The sequence below is a fragment of the Paenibacillus sp. UASWS1643 genome (assembly GCF_008693195.1).
Taxonomy (GTDB): Bacteria; Bacillota; Bacilli; order Paenibacillales; family Paenibacillaceae; genus Paenibacillus; species Paenibacillus amylolyticus_B.
Map to the genome: position 1 here is coordinate 36,236 of NZ_VXKZ01000106.1, position 15,541 is coordinate 51,776.

The window sequence follows — 15,541 nt, forward strand, 5'->3', positions numbered from 1 at the left end:
TCCCCCTCATCCCCATCATTTCATTCTCCCGTTATCTTACAATAACATCTACAATTTGCCCAAGGCATCTTCAACCGGATGCTCCCCGGCAATCAGATCAAAGGCCATTCGGTACGTCTTCTCTTCCTGCAAAGAAGCCACAATTACACGGGCCACATCTTCACGTGGGATACTTCCCGGCTCCAGATCGGTTCCTACTGCAATCTTGCCCGTACCCGGTTCATTCTTAAGACCACCTGGGCGAATAATCGTGTAATTGAGATCACTTGCAAACAATGCACGATCCGCATAGTGCTTAGCCACGTAATATGGCTTGATGGACTCTGACCATTTCTCCCGTTGATCTGCGCCATACGCACTGACCAGAATATATCTGGAGATTCCTTGCTGCTCTGCGGCTTCCATCGTTTTCACCGCACCGTCGAGATCAATCAGCAGTGTTTTGTCCTGACCGGTAGATCCGCCAGAACCTGCAGTAAACACAATGGCATTATGATCCTTCATTGCTTCAGCCAAGTCCTCTACACTGCCCTCCAGATCACCGATCACCACATCTGCACCGAGTTCCTTCAGTGCGTCCTCCTGCTCCGGTTTGCGGATCATGGCCGTTACTTTATGTTTGCCTTCCTGTACCAGCTGCTCCACTACCAACTTGCCGATTTGTCCATTTGCTCCTATAACTAAAACGTTCATACGTCAGTTCTCCTCTCAGTTGAACGGATGGCTTGATGTGGCTCCCCCGTTCCTTTTATTTAAAGATGCTCATCCTATAATTTAAACGAAAGCCGGCGCTTCTAAGCGCCGGCTTCATGTTCATGCCCGTTCAGTACATCTATGAAATGTGATGTCATCCGTTGTCCCCATTAATATGCCATATCCCCTAGGTGGTTTATACGCGACCTCACATCGACCACTTCTGCCGCACCTTTTTCCCATCTGAATATCTGTTATTCTTGGTAATCGTGACAACCAAAAAGGACGCCCAAAAGGGCGCCCTTGAATGGCATTAAGATTAGTAAGCCAGTGCGAACAAACCGTGAATATGAGCCAGGTAACGGATGTTACTTGCTTCTTTCATCATGGTTGCAGGCAGACCTTTCAGACGAGTCTGGTTGCCACCGATCATGCCGACAGCATCTTTACGACCCAGACTTCCCAACGTACCGGAGAATACTGGTGTGAAGGATTCCATTGCGCCACCTTTGAACATAACACCCAAGTTGTGACCAATAGTCTCACCCATTTGCCAAGCCAATTGTGCTGTTGGAGGGTAAGGGCGAGCGCCTTCGCTAGGGAAGACCACTGCGCTGTCACCAGCAACAAACACGTCTTTGTGAGAAGTAGATTGCAGAACTTCCGTAACTTTCGCACGGCCACGATCCACTTCAATTCCGCTGTTTGCAACAACAGCGTTGCCTTGTACGCCACCTGTCCATACGAGTGTGTTCGTAGGGATGGAGCTGCCGTCTTTCAGCAGAACTTCATTTTCTTTCATCTCGGTAATCGCTACGCCAACGATGAAGTTAACGCCACGTTTCTCAAGACTTGATTTAGCACGCTCAACCAGCTCTGGCGGGAATCCTGCCAGAATGGAAGGACCTGCTTCAACTGTGTACAGGGATACTTCTTTGAAGTCGATGCCTTTTTCTTGACATACTGCAGGAAGCAGGTCAGCGAATTCGCCAACAAGCTCAATACCTGTCAAGCCGCCGCCACCAATAACAAACGTAGCGTCTGCTTTGTTGCCGGACTGTTTGTAAGCATCAAGACGTGCTTCAACGTGTGCACGAATACGGTTTGCATCGCTAACCGATTTGAGCGTGAAGCTGTACTCTTGCAATCCCGGAATTCCGAAGAATGCCGTTTCGCTGCCCAAGGCAACGACAAGTGCATCGTAAGAGTATGTGGAGCCGCTGGTCATCAGAACTTTTTTCTCGTCCGGCTTGATCGTATCCACCGTATCGATTTTCAAGTTCACGTTTTTGCCACGCAGCAATTTTTCAAGTGGAAGAGCAACTGCTTGTTCAGCAATGCTTCCCGCTGCAAGACGGTGCAGTTCCGTGATAATTTGGTGTGTAGGGTAACGGTTCACGACAGTAATTGTCGCTTCTTCCGGAGACAAGTATTGACGTGCAGTCAATGCAGTCAACAGACCGCCGTATCCTCCACCCAAGATCAAAATTTGCTTCGACATATCCATCCTCCGTTCTTCTAAGTCTTAACGTTTCTGTTGTTGACGCTCGTTCAGAATGCTCAGGAAAGATTGAGCAAAACGAAGCGATTGTTGTACGTTTGGATCTTTAAGCATTTTCAGCATAGCGAACAAGCCAACTGAAGTTTGCTCTGTTTGCGCACGGTCATTGGCTTCGATGGCAGCAGAAGCTACCCCTTTAGCTTTGTCTACAACAGGCTTAGCGAACTCGCCCATTGCGCTCATTGTGTCGCTGATCAGAACTTTGTCTGTTGCTACACTTTGTGCAAAGTCATAAGCTTTTGTCATAGCAGTAACCATTTCAGCCAATTTAGGCAGGTTCTCCACCAGAACGGTTAAAGACTCCTGTACCTCAGGCTTCATCAGTTGATCCAGAACGTCCAAGGACTGGCGCTCGGAAACGTTGGCACCTTCTGTAACTGGCACCTCTTGTTGAGTAGGCGATTGTGACATAAGAGAAAGTCCTCCTTTACTTTGGGATAGAAGTCCGCGACTTTCATGATGCCTGTCAAGCAGAGCCGAACCACAAAATACATCGAATACATCTAAATGTACCAAATTTCACACAATAGGATGAGCGTAGCTCAGGGCCACTCCCATATCATGCATTGTATCTTGGATCTATTGCGGACAACATGTGTTGACGCACAAAACGACAAGCAGGCCGAAACCGAACTCTATACCCTTATATTACACCTCTTACACATGAACATGAAAAAGAAATTTTTTACACTTGTGAAGATATTGTGAACATTGTAACAAAATCGATCTTTTTGTCAACCCATGAAGGCAGACTAAATCCGCCGATCCTCCTGTCCAAGATCCGTATTCCTACCACATGTGGTATTAAGACAAGATCACATATGACCAGATGTACGATATGTACACAAGGAAGGATTCGTTTATTCAAAATTTCAGGAATTGTTTTCCAATATCTTGATAATGATGCAACGAAATTGGTCACTGTCGTTATTATGCAGCGTTGGGCTCGGCCTTATTCCATCATTGAGACACTTTTCTATTTCAAGTATGAACCTCTTGCGTCACGAATGCAAAAAAGACAGAAAGAAGGCCTGACGGATCGCCCTGCCTCCTGATATTTGTTTTCGCTGTTTGCCCAATCTGATCGTTACAATTAGGTCACATCATAACTTTTTCTGGGGAATGCTGATCCATTCCTTCAAGCAACGCTTTTATTACAACGACGGCGGCTCGCTCCAATTCCTCTACTTCCAGAAGTATCAAGATAGCCTGATCAGCATGAAGCTTCTCATTGGGCAGTCCTCCATCTGGAAAAGGAAATAATGCCGCGAGTGTATTTAACTTTTGGGACATGTTTCGATATAACTCTTCTGCCTGAAGACAGAATGGAATCAAGCTGGAATAGCAGGCAGTCGAAGCCCACTTTAGAGAAAGTTCTTTGAAAAACTCACTAGCATAACGTCTTGCATCCCACAAAACCGCAATGTTATAGGCGTGACCGTTTGGTTCTACCCGTCTGTATTCTAAGGCTTCTCTCCAGACTGCATAGGCAGCCACACCACTGACTGTGTTAGGCAAGGTATACGGGTCCTCTCCACGATAATGAGCCAACACAGCTGTCATTGCCGCGTGCAAGTTCATTTCTCGTATCATGCCATCCGATTCCGCTGCCAGTACAAATACTTCCTGATTCACACCCCGGCCTACATGATCATAGGGAATTGTTCCTGATTTAATGAAATCGGTACCGTATAGGGTCCGGGCTGCATCATCATAGCCATAGATCAACCCGAATTCGGGAATATTCAGGTCCCACACAACGGCCGGAATCCCCCGATGAATGGCGTAACGTATCAGGGAGAGGGCCTGGACAAGTCTTGGATTAAGCAACCTTTTCCCTTTCGCTTTCTCCTCTAGCATCAAAGGATCGACCAGATTGGCATTGAGACCCGCTTCGCTCGCCAAAGCCTCAACTGCATGGGAACGATAACCCATATGTTGCAATCCTCTTGTAAGCACCTCTTTGAAGTTATAGGCGGTGGGTCCAGCGATATGTATGTCCTGAGGCAGGATGGTCAAACGAAAAGAAAGTCCACTCATCCCCATAACCTTGGGGAGAGACGGAGATGGACCGATATAACCTAACATCTCGTGAATGGACGCTGCTGCCGAGTTCCAGGTTTGGGGAGCCCCAAACGAAAGGGGTTCCTCCAGAGTCACTCGATTTTGCCCGAGTGAATTCCACTCTGCCAGCATTTCTTCTACAGATAAATGAATATGAAGCTGAGACACTTTTTTACGTGAACGGGACAGAATTTGATACACATTGGCACTTGTCAGATTGAATTTGCTGGCCATTTCTTGCGGTGACAGCTGCTCCATCCAATATGATGTGAAGACCTGTTGTTCTCTTTCATTCAGACAACCCAACAACCTGTGGAGATTGTTCCTCATTTCCTGCTGAGCAACAGCTTGATACGGATCATAGCCTGTCTCCTGCGATCTCTGATTTGAGTCATTCAAAAGATGATTCAGCGTTATGTCGAGCGAGTCTTGATCGCTCCATGAGGCATCATCGGCTCCAATTCCAAATGCAAAGAACGAAGAAAAATGTTCTTCCCGCTGCTGCTTTTGGCGCTGCATATGTGTGTATGCCTGATTACGCAAAATTCGCTGCATCCAGGCCATAAAACGCTCAGCATTCTGAAGCTGTCCCATATGAATGAACGCACGAATAAGCCCATCCTGTAAAATGTCTTCTGCGAGATAAGAATCATACGTAAGTGCTCGTACATAACGAAACAATTGCCCACGGTAACGGTGAATCAACTCTCCAAAGGCCTCTGTATCCCCCGTTTGGGCTCGTTGGATAAGCGTGATATCCGGCTCCTTTTGCCGATCCTCTAATATTTCATCTTCCCCTGGCCTGATATGGCGATTGTTAGTTAATCCATCCATTTATATCTCCCTTTCTTATAGCGTCGCTTCACTTTCATTACTCCATCTTCATAGCAGCTTCGATCATGGCTTCCGTCTCCGCGAGTGCCACCATGATTGTCGCAGCAGCCTCCCAGTTCCGAGAGACAAGACGGGATTGGCATTCCCCGAATTGGCGGGATTGTGCGTATTTCAAAGCAGAAAGGTCAGGATGGATTGTTTTAAAAAACAAACCATAATCATGGGCACGACGCGCGCCTACTGGCAGAGCAAAATACACATAATGAGCCCACTCATTATCATCGATTGCTCCAGTACGAACCTGTTCCGCCTTATGCAGAATGGCTGAAGCTCCGGTTCGTCCTTCCTGTGCAGCGATATCATGGGTCTGTTCTGTAAGGGTTGATTTGAACCAAGTAAAAGCCCGGCGGTTAATCTCCTCTAGATCAGGATGTTCAATGCGTTCAGGACTCCACCATCGTCGATACACACCGCTACTCCATGGGAATTCAGACTTCCATGCTTCCTCAAGTTTATCCAGTGTCAGGAAGACATTCGGAAATCCAGCCGGGTCATGCAGGCATACTTCATCGCCCCTCATATTGAGCGCAACTACATAATGATCGCTACCACCCAGGTTGGGAGAGTTGGGATTGTAGACGAGTTTGCCCATATCCAGCGGCCCCATCATCACAGGGCCCTGCTTCAAAGCCTCTCTTAGCTCGTCTACAGGCATCTCTGTACCCCGTGCTTGCACACTTTCACGCACACTAAATCCCAGAATGCTCATCGCCTTGCTGATCGCCAGATCAGGACTGGAGGTACAGTTATCAAAAAAAAGCATATTTTCCTGCGTTCGAAAGGCCCCTAGTGAAAAGCCACCGATGGTTTCAAGCAGACCGGGATCTATCTTTTCTCCAATGGACGACAGCAGCATTGAAGCTGAATTGGCATAGCAATACGCACCATTTCCAATATAATTGCTCATATCATAACATCCTCTCATTCCTTTAATGAAGCATGCGATTAAGCAATGCCTATAGTTATACTGACTCTTCGTACAGATCATTTCTGACAGAATATCCAGAAGTAATTTCTGACCGCCATGAAATAGTGAACGTTTAGAATCCGGACATCCCGGTTAATAAGGACTACACCAGAAACGAAGGAGATGTTCGATATGAGTAATTCAACTAGCGATAAAATCAAAGCAGGCGTAAACAAGGCCAAAGGCGAAGTGAAGGATCAGATCGGTAATGCAACCAATAACAGATCCCTTCAGGCTGAGGGTAAAAAAGACAAAGCCAAAGGTGCTGTACAGGATAAAATTGCCGACGTTAAAAGAGATCACTAGATCCTTTTGATGTAAAACTCAGAAAGCACGAAGATTTCGTGCAATAGATCGTTTTAAAATAGCATGACCGTCCGTGTTCGGAAGCTATCCGAAAATGAGACGGAGGCGCAAAAAAGCCAAGGAAGGTGTTACTCAATACACCCTTCCCTGGCTTTTTTTGTGCATTTTATACTGCTGGAACTGCGTATCTAGCCATATCGATAATGAAACTGCGCGTTTCTCTTGTTGTATGATATTCACGGCTGAACTGCCTTACCCATTCGGGATGTTCCTGGTACCAGCGGAAGGTTCTCTCCAATCCCTTTTCCAACGTGGTTTGCGGTAACCATCCCAATTGCGCTCTCAATCTGCCTGAGTGCACGACCAGACTGGATCCTCTGGATTGGGTAGGTTCCTGCTCCCGAATCTCTACAGCAGCTAAGGATCGATCCATTGGTTTCAATATCTCCCCGATCTCCTGCATGGTTGTTCCAAGCCCTGTCGATATGTTGTAGACCTGTCCGTCTTTGCCTTTCAGCATAATCTGTTCAATGGCCCGGAGGGCATCATCTACATACAAGAAATCACGCACTGCCGATCCCTGAATATCCAGAGTCAGTCCATCCAACATCCGACCAAAATTTCGGGGAATAATACGGTCTGGTAATTGCCATGGTCCATAGAGGTTGGTCAAACGAAAGAGTTTGACTGGAAGCTGGTAACATTGAGCATAGGAGTGAGCCAGCATTTCACAGGCAACTTTGGATGCAGAATAAGGAGAGACGGGCGCATACGGATCTGATTCATGATAGACTCTGCCCCAATCGCCGCCATATACTTCAACGGATGAAGCCAGCATGACTGGAATGTGATGTTCCGTAGCATATTGCAGGATAGCCTGTGTGCTAAGTGTATTATTGCGGAAAACTTCCCCTGGCTGATGATACGAATAATCCACGTGTGGCATGGCCGCCAGATGAATGATGTAATCTGTTCCCGGAGGTAGATGAATCCGGTCCGATGCAAGGTTACAACAGATGAACGGCATCTCATGCAGAGGAGAGATATGAACCAGCCTCTGACAATAATCATCCCGATCCAGAAGGGTAATTCGATGCCCTTTTTGCGCCAAATACTGTGAAAGATTAAATCCCACAAATCCAGAAGCCCCTGTAATAACAATGTTCACACACGATTCCCCCTTGCGATTTATACAACGAGTGCATTGAAGAGAGTTTATGTACTGAGTATAACCTTAAAATGATACATTTTGTATCATTTTACAATTGTTTTTTGTTCGTCCTTGAGGTTATCGGGTAATTTATTATGAGGTGATATGAGATGAGTAAATGGAAAAAGAATATAGAGACGTTATTTCTTCAGGATGACGGTGTAATTCCCAATCACCCGACCCTGCCTGTGCTTTTGTATAAAAACGTATGGGCTGAAGAGGTTCTTCATGCAGAATCGTTGCTGAACCGTAATGGATGGGGAAATAGCTGGTTGAATGGTGTGTTCAATTATCATCATTATCATAGTAATGCTCATGAAGCTCTTGCTGTGGTGAGTGGATTCGTGAAACTGATTTTAGGCGGAGAACATGGTCAGAAAGTTTACCTTCAAACAGGCGACGTTGTCGTGCTTCCTGCTGGAACAGGGCATAAACGTCTGGAGTCCAGCACTGATTTTCGTATTGCCGGTGCTTATCCGGGCGGCATGAGTTACAACACACGCACAGGTAAGGAAAACGATCGTGCCAAGGCTCTTCAGGAAATCCGAGAGGTTCCTGTCCCCGATACCGATCCTGTCTATGGTCAGGATGGGCCACTAATCGAAATTTGGAGTTGGAAGAATTCATAACCGATATGAAGATAATGAAGCAAAGAATACTATTGGACAATGCACAGTTGAAGTTGATTTATTTTTTAACGAGTAACAAATAGACTGTTCCCCGGACATGTAGGAGTTATCCACCGGTGGAACAGTCTATTTAAGTGGGAATTCTGAACATCTCGTATCGGAGACACTTCGTGATAACCTTCCTGATTGCGGAAGGAAATGCTCAGATCTTCCGTCATATTTCAAACTTTTCGATCACGTATCTTGATTTCTATCCGTACGTTTCAGCCTTAGGCCCTTTCAGCGTTCGGCAAGCCGAACACTGTAATACCTCATTGCAAGTGGCTTTCCATCCATCTCAAGTCGGCCTTGCAACACCAGTTGTCGTAGACGGTACTCCACGAACGCATCACCTATATGCTGGCTGCTCGTCCCAATCACTTCGCCCACAATACGAGCTGCTCGGATATACTTGCCTGGCTCCCAGTTCGGTGTCAGTTCCCTTACCTTCTGCATAATGTACTCGTCCAACGCATCTTCATGTAGACTTCGAATCTCACCATTTTCCATCATACGCAATAGTCCGGGCCGTACCGAAAGTTCCAGCCAATCCTGTTCCAGTTGGAGGCGTTCTTGCTTGGACAGCGGCTCTTGCTCAGAGCAGACTTGCCACATCGCCAGAAGCTTTTCCGGAAGAATCTCACCTGTGTGGAGCACATCATATTGAACATCAGGTCTATTGAATAATTGCTGATATAAGCCGCTCGTTTCGATCAGATATATAGGACTTTTACTGCTGCGCAATAGATGCATCGCATAGAGCAGTCCCGTCTTCTCACGTGCATTATCCGAATACCAGATGATGATTGACGTCTTGGAATCAATAGACTGCATTGTGGAGCTAAGCTCAAATATTGATTCAAGCTCATGCATGGCATAAGCCTCGCGGTCACTGAGACACATTCGTTCGGTCAGCCAAAGATGCCTGCGCTGCAAATCTGCACGATGGGCCAGATCACCTAACGGACCCACAGCATAATCATCATCCATAGAGAAGAAGCTCCGCTTTTCCTGATTAGGTAACGTGCTCATTCCCATTTTCAGACTACTCAGAGGTGATTCTCCAAACGTAATATGAATTTCATTTGGCTTGTCGGTCTCAGCCAAGGCTTGTTGTTCCAGCAATTCCAGATCAAAAGGGGGTTCCATATCCCGAAACAGAGACTGTACCGCATCCGCAAAATCCACCTTTTCGCCTTGCTCCTCCTGCCGCTTGACCACCTGTGCCGATTTCATATAAAGCACACGCAGTACTGAACGAAGTTCATTCTCATTCATGCGATTCAACAATCGACTGAAAGTAAAGATATCATCAATCATGCTGATCCTCCTTCAAGCTAACGTCAATATTGACAGAAACTATATCTGAACACTGATATTCCTTTGTTTATGAGGAAATCGATTTTCCAGTTGGTTGATTCAGATCATGCAGATTTTCACCATCTGACGATGACCGGGTAAAGTGTCGCTCCAGTTTGCGGCTTGCCCACAGAGATACCGCAATGAACAGTAATACACCTACCCAGCGTACAGGGTGCTCCAGAAATTGTTCCACATTGGAACCGATATACGTCACAGAGAAAATCATAATCGCTTTACCACAACCCACCGCAAGCAGGAAAGATAACAACCGCATTCGCGCGATTCCTGCCGCCACATTAATAATGACAAACGGACCTACCGGGAAGATACTCAGCAGAAAAACATAACTGAATGCATTCCTTCGAATCCATACCATGCTGCGTTGCACACGAGGTTTGCGTGCCCATCGTTCCACAAAAGCGGATTTCCCAATCTCCCGTACGATCAGGAATGTAACAGTGCAACCGAGGACCATGCCGATCCATGAATATAAAAACCCTGCCCACAGACCGTACACCGCGCCGTTTACGCCCACAATCAACAGCGTTGGAAGCGGCGGTACAAATGATTTCATAAACGTAAGCAAAATTCCCGGTAACGGGCCCAGGGAGCGAAACTTCTCCAGCCAGAAACGAATATTTTCTTCCGTAATATATGACATAATGTCTAATGCTGCTGGGTTCATCTGCATCCATCCAATCTATACAGTCTAAGTTCTTAGGCTTGATGTTCACTATACATTTCATCATTCATATGGATGATGAAGCTTCTTTAGCAACTCCCTCCCAGTATAACGTACATCTTCGATGAACACCGTTGTCAATTTGAAGAAATTATTGCACAGCAAACTCACTTCCCACCCAAATCAGAATTAAATCAAAAAAGCACACCTCGACCTCTCTGGTCTGGTGTGCTCTTCATATCAAAAGCCCGATTCCATCTTCGGGGGCATTTATCCTTCTTCCATTTGCGTTTCCTGCATGGCCAGTTCAATCAATTCTGCCTGATGGGCAGCATTCCATTCTGGAATACCGGAACGCATGAACTCTTCGGCATCCATCGCTGCTTTGGACTGGTTGCACAGATTACAGGCGCAGACACAGTTGAGCGGGGTGGTATGTCCACCTTTGGCACGCGGCAATAGATGGTCAATCGTATCTCCATACGATCCACAGAAGTAACAGGTGTAGTGATCCCGGGTCAGAATATACCGCTTGAAATCCTTGTTGCTGAACAATCGGCGAATCGTGTACCGATTGACCACCACAGCGGCTTTTTCCTTCACCAGCGTGACTGCAAGCTCCATGTCCACTTCCTGATGCCAGCGTCTGCCCTTGTCGGTCTTGCCTCGCATCCGTACCATGCCTTGTCGGTTGGTCCGGAGCGAAGCCGGATCTTCCGGGTCAATGGCCACCGGAGCCGCCGGCGTCTGGCGGCGGGGACGGCCATCCGTGCCAGCCCCGTGGCTGCGGCTGGCATGCGTGGGTCGCTGCCCGGATGCACCGCGGGCAGCGTCTTCGCCGTTCGCCTTGGGCGCACGCTCCTTGCGCGCCTGGCGCGGCTTGGACCCTGGCGAGCCAGGCTGGCGCACGGGCGCAGGAGGCCCTGCCTCCGCAGCAGCCCCCGGCGGCGCTTGCCCAAGCTCGCGCCCGGTGGCGGCTGGCTGTGCCTCCGCCGCCGTAGGTGCAGCGACCGTGGTGGCATCGCCACGGTCGCTCAGGGCCGGCGCATGGGCCTCAGCAGCGATGCTGCGGGCCTGCCCTGCGCCGGACGCGAGCGCGGCAGCACGCTTGCGGCGCCGCTTGCGCTTGCGTTTGGCTGCGGCTGGTTGATCCGCAGCCATGGGCTCTGCTGCCGGGCCTTGCGGCTCAGCCGGCAGCAGAGCTTGGTGGGCCGCCGCAGTCTGCTCGGCGGCCTGCACAGCAGCGGCTGCGCGCGCGCCAGCCCGCTGCTGTGCACTGCCTTTTTCATTCGCAGCAGCATACCCCTGCGAATGCCATTCTTCCCCACGGCAGTGCTCACGTGGCTGTGGATCATCTCCTACCTCACCTGCCGAGCCACCCTGCTCCAGACTCGTCTCTCTCAGCTCATTGCCCGTTATGCTCTCCGATCGCTTGCTCTTCCTCCGTCTTCTCCTCTTTTTGCGTATACCCGAAGAAGAGGGGGGCGAAGTCACCAACTCAGCGCCTTCATCGTCATTCGAAGAACTTGAGTCTACTGATGGTTGAGACACCAGAATTTTGTCAGACTCAGACACCGTAGCAGCTCCATGCTCCATGCCGTGGGAGGTACGACCTGCCTCATTTTTCGCAGATGCAGAGGGTCTGGCAGTAACAGCACGTGTCTCCAAGCCATCCTGTTGACGCTCCATCCGTTCATTCGTTCGTCCGACGCTTGAACCTGACTCGTGGTCAGCCTGTCCACCGAGCTGACGACAGCTGCGGCAGGCTCCCCGCCTGGCTCCGGGACCTGCCCGCTTTCCGGTTCTGCGCCGGAATTCGGACATCGGCCGCTGTTGTCCGCAATACATACACGTTTTGCTCAGTCGCGCTTCTTGTTCCGTCTTTCCTTGCCGGAAAGGGGCTGGACCCGTCTCCATGTTGTCACCTCGGTTCCGTATGAATCCGGTTTCTTTCTATTGTATCACATCTGCTCGCGAACACCCTCATGGCCAAAGGCCTGATAATCTTTCGAATTGTACTCCTGAGTCTGTTCACTGCATTCGTGAAGAATGTGTTCCACATATTCCAATATATCTTGCATCGGTCTCCCGCATTTTTCGCATGTTGTCATTATATTCACCTTAATCCTGTTATCCATAATGTATTATCGTTCCGCCTTATGATTACCCCTCAACCATGAAAAAGAAACACTCGTTCCCCACATCCCGCATATCTGTATAGACGAAAAAACCGCTCCCTGCTCTCCCCTAAGGTCGACCAAGAAACGGTTTATTATTCCTGTGTTGGAAATACATCTTAACGAACGTCCAGTTGGCCCGAGTTCTGTTGGGGGACGAGACGTGGTTTGGGTTTTGGCAGATTGCCAAAGATGACCCATGCATATGGAACAAACCTTGCCGTCAATCCAACGACGATCCACGAAGCGATTAGAGCTACACCGAATCCTCCGGCATACCATAGATGCACTAACCAGGAGACTCCTGTTTGCGGTGGAAATTCACGATACACCAACAGGAAGAAGGGATGGATCAGATAGATCCCAAACGACAGAGCTCCAAGCCGGTTTAGCGGCTTCACGATCAGTGATGGTCCTTTGCGATAGAGCAGATAAGCGACCTGGATCAGGACCAGCGCACAAGCGAAGGTATGAACATTCCAGAAGAATTCATACCATAGTGTGTTATACGTTGCGATCTTCAGACGAAGCAGATAATAGATATACACATGGCCAAGTCCGGCAATGATCCACACCGCCCAGAGCAGAATCCATGAAGCTACGCGCCCTTTGGTTGCATTGGCCCGACTGATGACGAACCATTGCTTGATTTTAGGGAAATACACCCCGATAAAGGCACCCAGCATGAAATAAGAGAAGTACGAGAAAGCCCAGCTTCCCTTGTTGGGTACCTGGAATCCATATTTATTACTTACGATGAATGCCCATTGAATCAATAGTCCAATCGGAACAGACCATTTTACCACAGAAGGATATTTCTTAAGCAACCATAACACCAATGGGAATAACAGATAAAATTGCATGTTAATAAACACAAAGTACAGATGTGTATAGGCCTTACCTGTAAACAATTTCGTGATAAAACTTACTGCCGATTCGCCGAAAGGTCGGCCCTGATAATGCGTGAAATGCAGCAACACAAAATACATTAATGAAAACAGGAAATACGGGAGCAAAATATACACAAATCTTTTCTTGTAGAAGTTACTCACTAGTTTCTTATCCAGCGGACGGGAATAATAGTTATAGAACAGTACAAAACTGCTCATAAAAATAAAGGTTGGCGTACCATATTTCATAAAGATATTAATAAAGTTGTACAGCCAGTAGTAGCCTGAACCCGTCATATCCACCGTGGCATAGGACGTGGAATGCACGCACAGTACGCCGATAATTGCCATGGCACGCACCAGATTCAGCTCCGGGATTCGCTCTCTTTTCAGTGTTTCACTCATGTTTACGTTTCTCCTTAATGTGTTCGTCAATATGTCAGATATGACTTAATACAATAAAGCTCTCTATCTATTAAAAGCCATAATGCTTAAGATGGATAGTCCATTTTCTTAACAATTCCTAAATTTTCAACACATTTCACACTATTTTCATGTCTATATATGTAAAAAAGACCGCGAGTACGCGGTCTGTGGAACATCCTGCTCACAACCAAATGAATATTGGATCAACCGGATGAGAATGGTAAATTTGGGTTTGGGCATGATCACGCCCCTGACTGAGTCTACTTTCCACGACTCGCCAGAATCTGTTTATATACGTCAATAGCTGCCTGTCTCGATGCCTTCAGATCAACAATGGCATCCTTGCGCGGCTGATGGATATCCTTGCTGTGCAGATCCTTCAATTCGGGTAACCACTTGCGAATATAATCACCTTGCGGATCATATTTCTCGGATTGCGTTACTGGATTGTTCACCCGAAAATATGGAGCCGCATTCTCACCAAGCGAAGCACACCATAACCAGTTACCACGGTTTTGAATGTTATCATAGTCACTCAGCTTGCGCCTGAAATAAGCTTCACCCAAGGTGAATGGGCATTGCAGGTTTTTGGTGAGAAACATCGCCGTGAGAATCCGCAGCCGGTTTGGCATATGTCCGGTTTCATTCAGTTCCGTCATCGCTGCATCAATAATCGGAATGCCTGTCTCCGCCTTGCACCACCGTTCAAAGTGATCATCATGGAGAGCCGATAGATCGTACACCTTTTCATATGTAAAATAGTGACTCTCATAAACTGCACGATACAGATAGAAGTCGCGGAAGCACAACTGCCTGATCCATTCCCCCGCTTCTGCCGTGCGACTCGCCGCATCATACATTTTGCGAATGGATACAGCCCCCACAGCCACGTAAGAACTGAGATGACTTGGCTCGTAAGCCTCATATTCGTCCCGATGATCCCCATATTCAGCAATTCGATCCAACAAAAATTGATCCAATAGCAGATGCGGGTCCTCGTCACTCGAACCACTGCCCTCCAGCAACTCCGGAGGTACCTCCATTGCATTCGGCCATTCAATCTGACGATCACTCACCTTCAGCTCTGCAACCGTTGTTGCCGAAGGAGGGTTGGGATGTTCATTCATGAATTCCACCCACCGCCGATGGAAAGCCGCAAATACCTTATATGGCTCCGACTTGCCTGTAAAATTGGCAAATCCATTCAGATCCATCAGCAGATGATCCGTCAGTTGTGTGAACGAAACCTCGTGCGCCTCACTGACTTTGCGTATGGCCCTATCCCGTTCGATTGCATATGGCGTCATGTCCCGATGGACCACAATCTCGTCAATCTCACCTTTGAATTCGTTCAGGATGAATTCAACCACTTCAGCGGGTTTGCCATAAGCAACATGCAGATTTCGTTTGGCTTCAAAATAACGTCTGCCTAATTCCGCTGCATGCTGCCTGAAATTCACACCGCTGTGTTCCTTCTCTCGGCCTTGCCGCAGGAGGAATGGATCATGGATGAGAACATGCACACTCTCTTCTTGGTTTTCCCGCAAATAATCGAATGCAGCCAGATCATCCGTTCGCAAGTCTTTGCGGTGTATGAAAAGCTTCATGCCTCACCCTCCTGTCTGAGCTTACGTTACATAC

The 15,541-nt window shown here is 47.8% G+C and carries 12 protein-coding genes and 1 pseudogene; 2 read left to right on the forward strand and 11 right to left on the reverse strand.

The window, feature by feature from the left end:
- Positions 1-48 precede the first annotated feature (48 nt).
- The 5 genes from FE296_RS12675 to FE296_RS12695 form a co-directional block, all read right to left on the reverse strand.
- Positions 49-693 (reverse strand): SDR family oxidoreductase, encoded by a 645-nt coding sequence (locus FE296_RS12675; RefSeq protein WP_150365125.1) that lies wholly within the window; start codon positions 691-693, stop codon positions 49-51.
- 319 nt (positions 694-1,012) lie between these two features.
- Positions 1,013-2,194 carry an NAD(P)/FAD-dependent oxidoreductase gene (locus FE296_RS12680; protein WP_036606574.1) on the reverse strand — a complete coding sequence of 394 codons (1,182 nt, stop codon included), beginning with the start codon at positions 2,192-2,194 and terminating at the stop codon, positions 1,013-1,015.
- Between the two features lie 24 nt (positions 2,195-2,218).
- Positions 2,219-2,665 carry a DUF1641 domain-containing protein gene (locus FE296_RS12685; RefSeq protein ID WP_124116740.1) on the reverse strand — a complete coding sequence of 149 codons (447 nt, stop codon included), beginning with the start codon at positions 2,663-2,665 and terminating at the stop codon, positions 2,219-2,221.
- Positions 2,666-3,352: 687 nt separating this feature from the next.
- On the reverse strand, positions 3,353-5,152 hold the full coding sequence (locus FE296_RS12690; protein ID WP_150365126.1) for an RNA polymerase sigma factor: 1,800 nt from the start codon (positions 5,150-5,152) through the stop codon (positions 3,353-3,355).
- A gap of 37 nt (positions 5,153-5,189) precedes the next feature.
- Positions 5,190-6,119 (reverse strand): cysteine peptidase family C39 domain-containing protein, encoded by a 930-nt coding sequence (locus tag FE296_RS12695; protein WP_150365127.1) that lies wholly within the window; start codon positions 6,117-6,119, stop codon positions 5,190-5,192.
- A gap of 192 nt (positions 6,120-6,311) precedes the next feature.
- Here FE296_RS12695 and FE296_RS12700 point away from each other — a divergent pair, with 192 nt between their 5' ends.
- Positions 6,312-6,485: a CsbD family protein gene (locus FE296_RS12700; protein ID WP_017691655.1), complete on the forward strand. Its 174-nt coding sequence runs from the start codon at positions 6,312-6,314 to the stop codon at positions 6,483-6,485.
- Positions 6,486-6,651: 166 nt separating this feature from the next.
- On the opposite strand, the gene FE296_RS12705 is transcribed toward FE296_RS12700, so the two are convergent.
- Complete coding sequence (locus tag FE296_RS12705; RefSeq protein WP_190945192.1) at positions 6,652-7,653, reverse strand: NAD-dependent epimerase/dehydratase family protein; 1,002 nt, start codon at positions 7,651-7,653, stop codon at positions 6,652-6,654.
- Positions 7,654-7,805: 152 nt separating this feature from the next.
- Between FE296_RS12705 and FE296_RS12710 the strand changes: the two genes are divergently transcribed.
- Positions 7,806-8,324, forward strand: coding sequence for a cupin domain-containing protein (locus tag FE296_RS12710; RefSeq protein WP_150365128.1), 519 nt, complete (start codon positions 7,806-7,808; stop codon positions 8,322-8,324).
- 279 nt (positions 8,325-8,603) lie between these two features.
- Here FE296_RS12710 and FE296_RS12715 read toward each other — a convergent pair whose 3' ends face one another.
- The 5 genes and pseudogenes from FE296_RS12715 to FE296_RS12735 form a co-directional block, all read right to left on the reverse strand.
- Positions 8,604-9,683, reverse strand: coding sequence for a DUF1835 domain-containing protein (locus tag FE296_RS12715; RefSeq protein WP_150365129.1), 1,080 nt, complete (start codon positions 9,681-9,683; stop codon positions 8,604-8,606).
- 67 nt (positions 9,684-9,750) lie between these two features.
- Positions 9,751-10,386, reverse strand: a complete 636-nt coding sequence (locus tag FE296_RS12720) for a TVP38/TMEM64 family protein (protein ID WP_223868860.1) — start codon at positions 10,384-10,386, stop codon at positions 9,751-9,753.
- 291 nt (positions 10,387-10,677) lie between these two features.
- A pseudogene (locus tag FE296_RS33320) lies at positions 10,678-11,121 on the reverse strand (HNH endonuclease); the annotation flags it as partial.
- Positions 11,122-12,703: 1,582 nt separating this feature from the next.
- Entirely contained in the window at positions 12,704-13,879 is a 1,176-nt protein-coding gene (locus tag FE296_RS12730) for an acyltransferase (protein ID WP_124116745.1), read from the reverse strand.
- A gap of 281 nt (positions 13,880-14,160) precedes the next feature.
- Positions 14,161-15,507, reverse strand: a complete 1,347-nt coding sequence (locus tag FE296_RS12735) for a cryptochrome/photolyase family protein (protein ID WP_150365131.1) — start codon at positions 15,505-15,507, stop codon at positions 14,161-14,163.
- Positions 15,508-15,541: the final 34 nt, after the last annotated feature.

What these genes read in the sequence shown, in the direction of transcription:
- FE296_RS12675 (WP_150365125.1), bottom strand. Translation starts at nt 693, where the DNA reads ATGAACGTTTTAGTTATAGGAGCAAATGGACAAATCGGCAAGTTGGTA.
- FE296_RS12680 (WP_036606574.1), bottom strand. Translation starts at nt 2,194, where the DNA reads ATGTCGAAGCAAATTTTGATCTTGGGTGGAGGATACGGCGGTCTGTTG.
- FE296_RS12685 (WP_124116740.1), bottom strand. Translation starts at nt 2,665, where the DNA reads ATGTCACAATCGCCTACTCAACAAGAGGTGCCAGTTACAGAAGGTGCC.
- FE296_RS12690 (WP_150365126.1), bottom strand. Translation starts at nt 5,152, where the DNA reads ATGGATGGATTAACTAACAATCGCCATATCAGGCCAGGGGAAGATGAA.
- FE296_RS12695 (WP_150365127.1), bottom strand. Translation starts at nt 6,119, where the DNA reads ATGAGCAATTATATTGGAAATGGTGCGTATTGCTATGCCAATTCAGCT.
- FE296_RS12700 (WP_017691655.1), top strand. Translation starts at nt 6,312, where the DNA reads ATGAGTAATTCAACTAGCGATAAAATCAAAGCAGGCGTAAACAAGGCC.
- FE296_RS12710 (WP_150365128.1), top strand. Translation starts at nt 7,806, where the DNA reads ATGAGTAAATGGAAAAAGAATATAGAGACGTTATTTCTTCAGGATGAC.
- FE296_RS12715 (WP_150365129.1), bottom strand. Translation starts at nt 9,683, where the DNA reads ATGATTGATGATATCTTTACTTTCAGTCGATTGTTGAATCGCATGAAT.
- FE296_RS12720 (WP_223868860.1), bottom strand. Translation starts at nt 10,386, where the DNA reads ATGTCATATATTACGGAAGAAAATATTCGTTTCTGGCTGGAGAAGTTT.
- FE296_RS12730 (WP_124116745.1), bottom strand. Translation starts at nt 13,879, where the DNA reads ATGAGTGAAACACTGAAAAGAGAGCGAATCCCGGAGCTGAATCTGGTG.
- FE296_RS12735 (WP_150365131.1), bottom strand. Translation starts at nt 15,507, where the DNA reads ATGAAGCTTTTCATACACCGCAAAGACTTGCGAACGGATGATCTGGCT.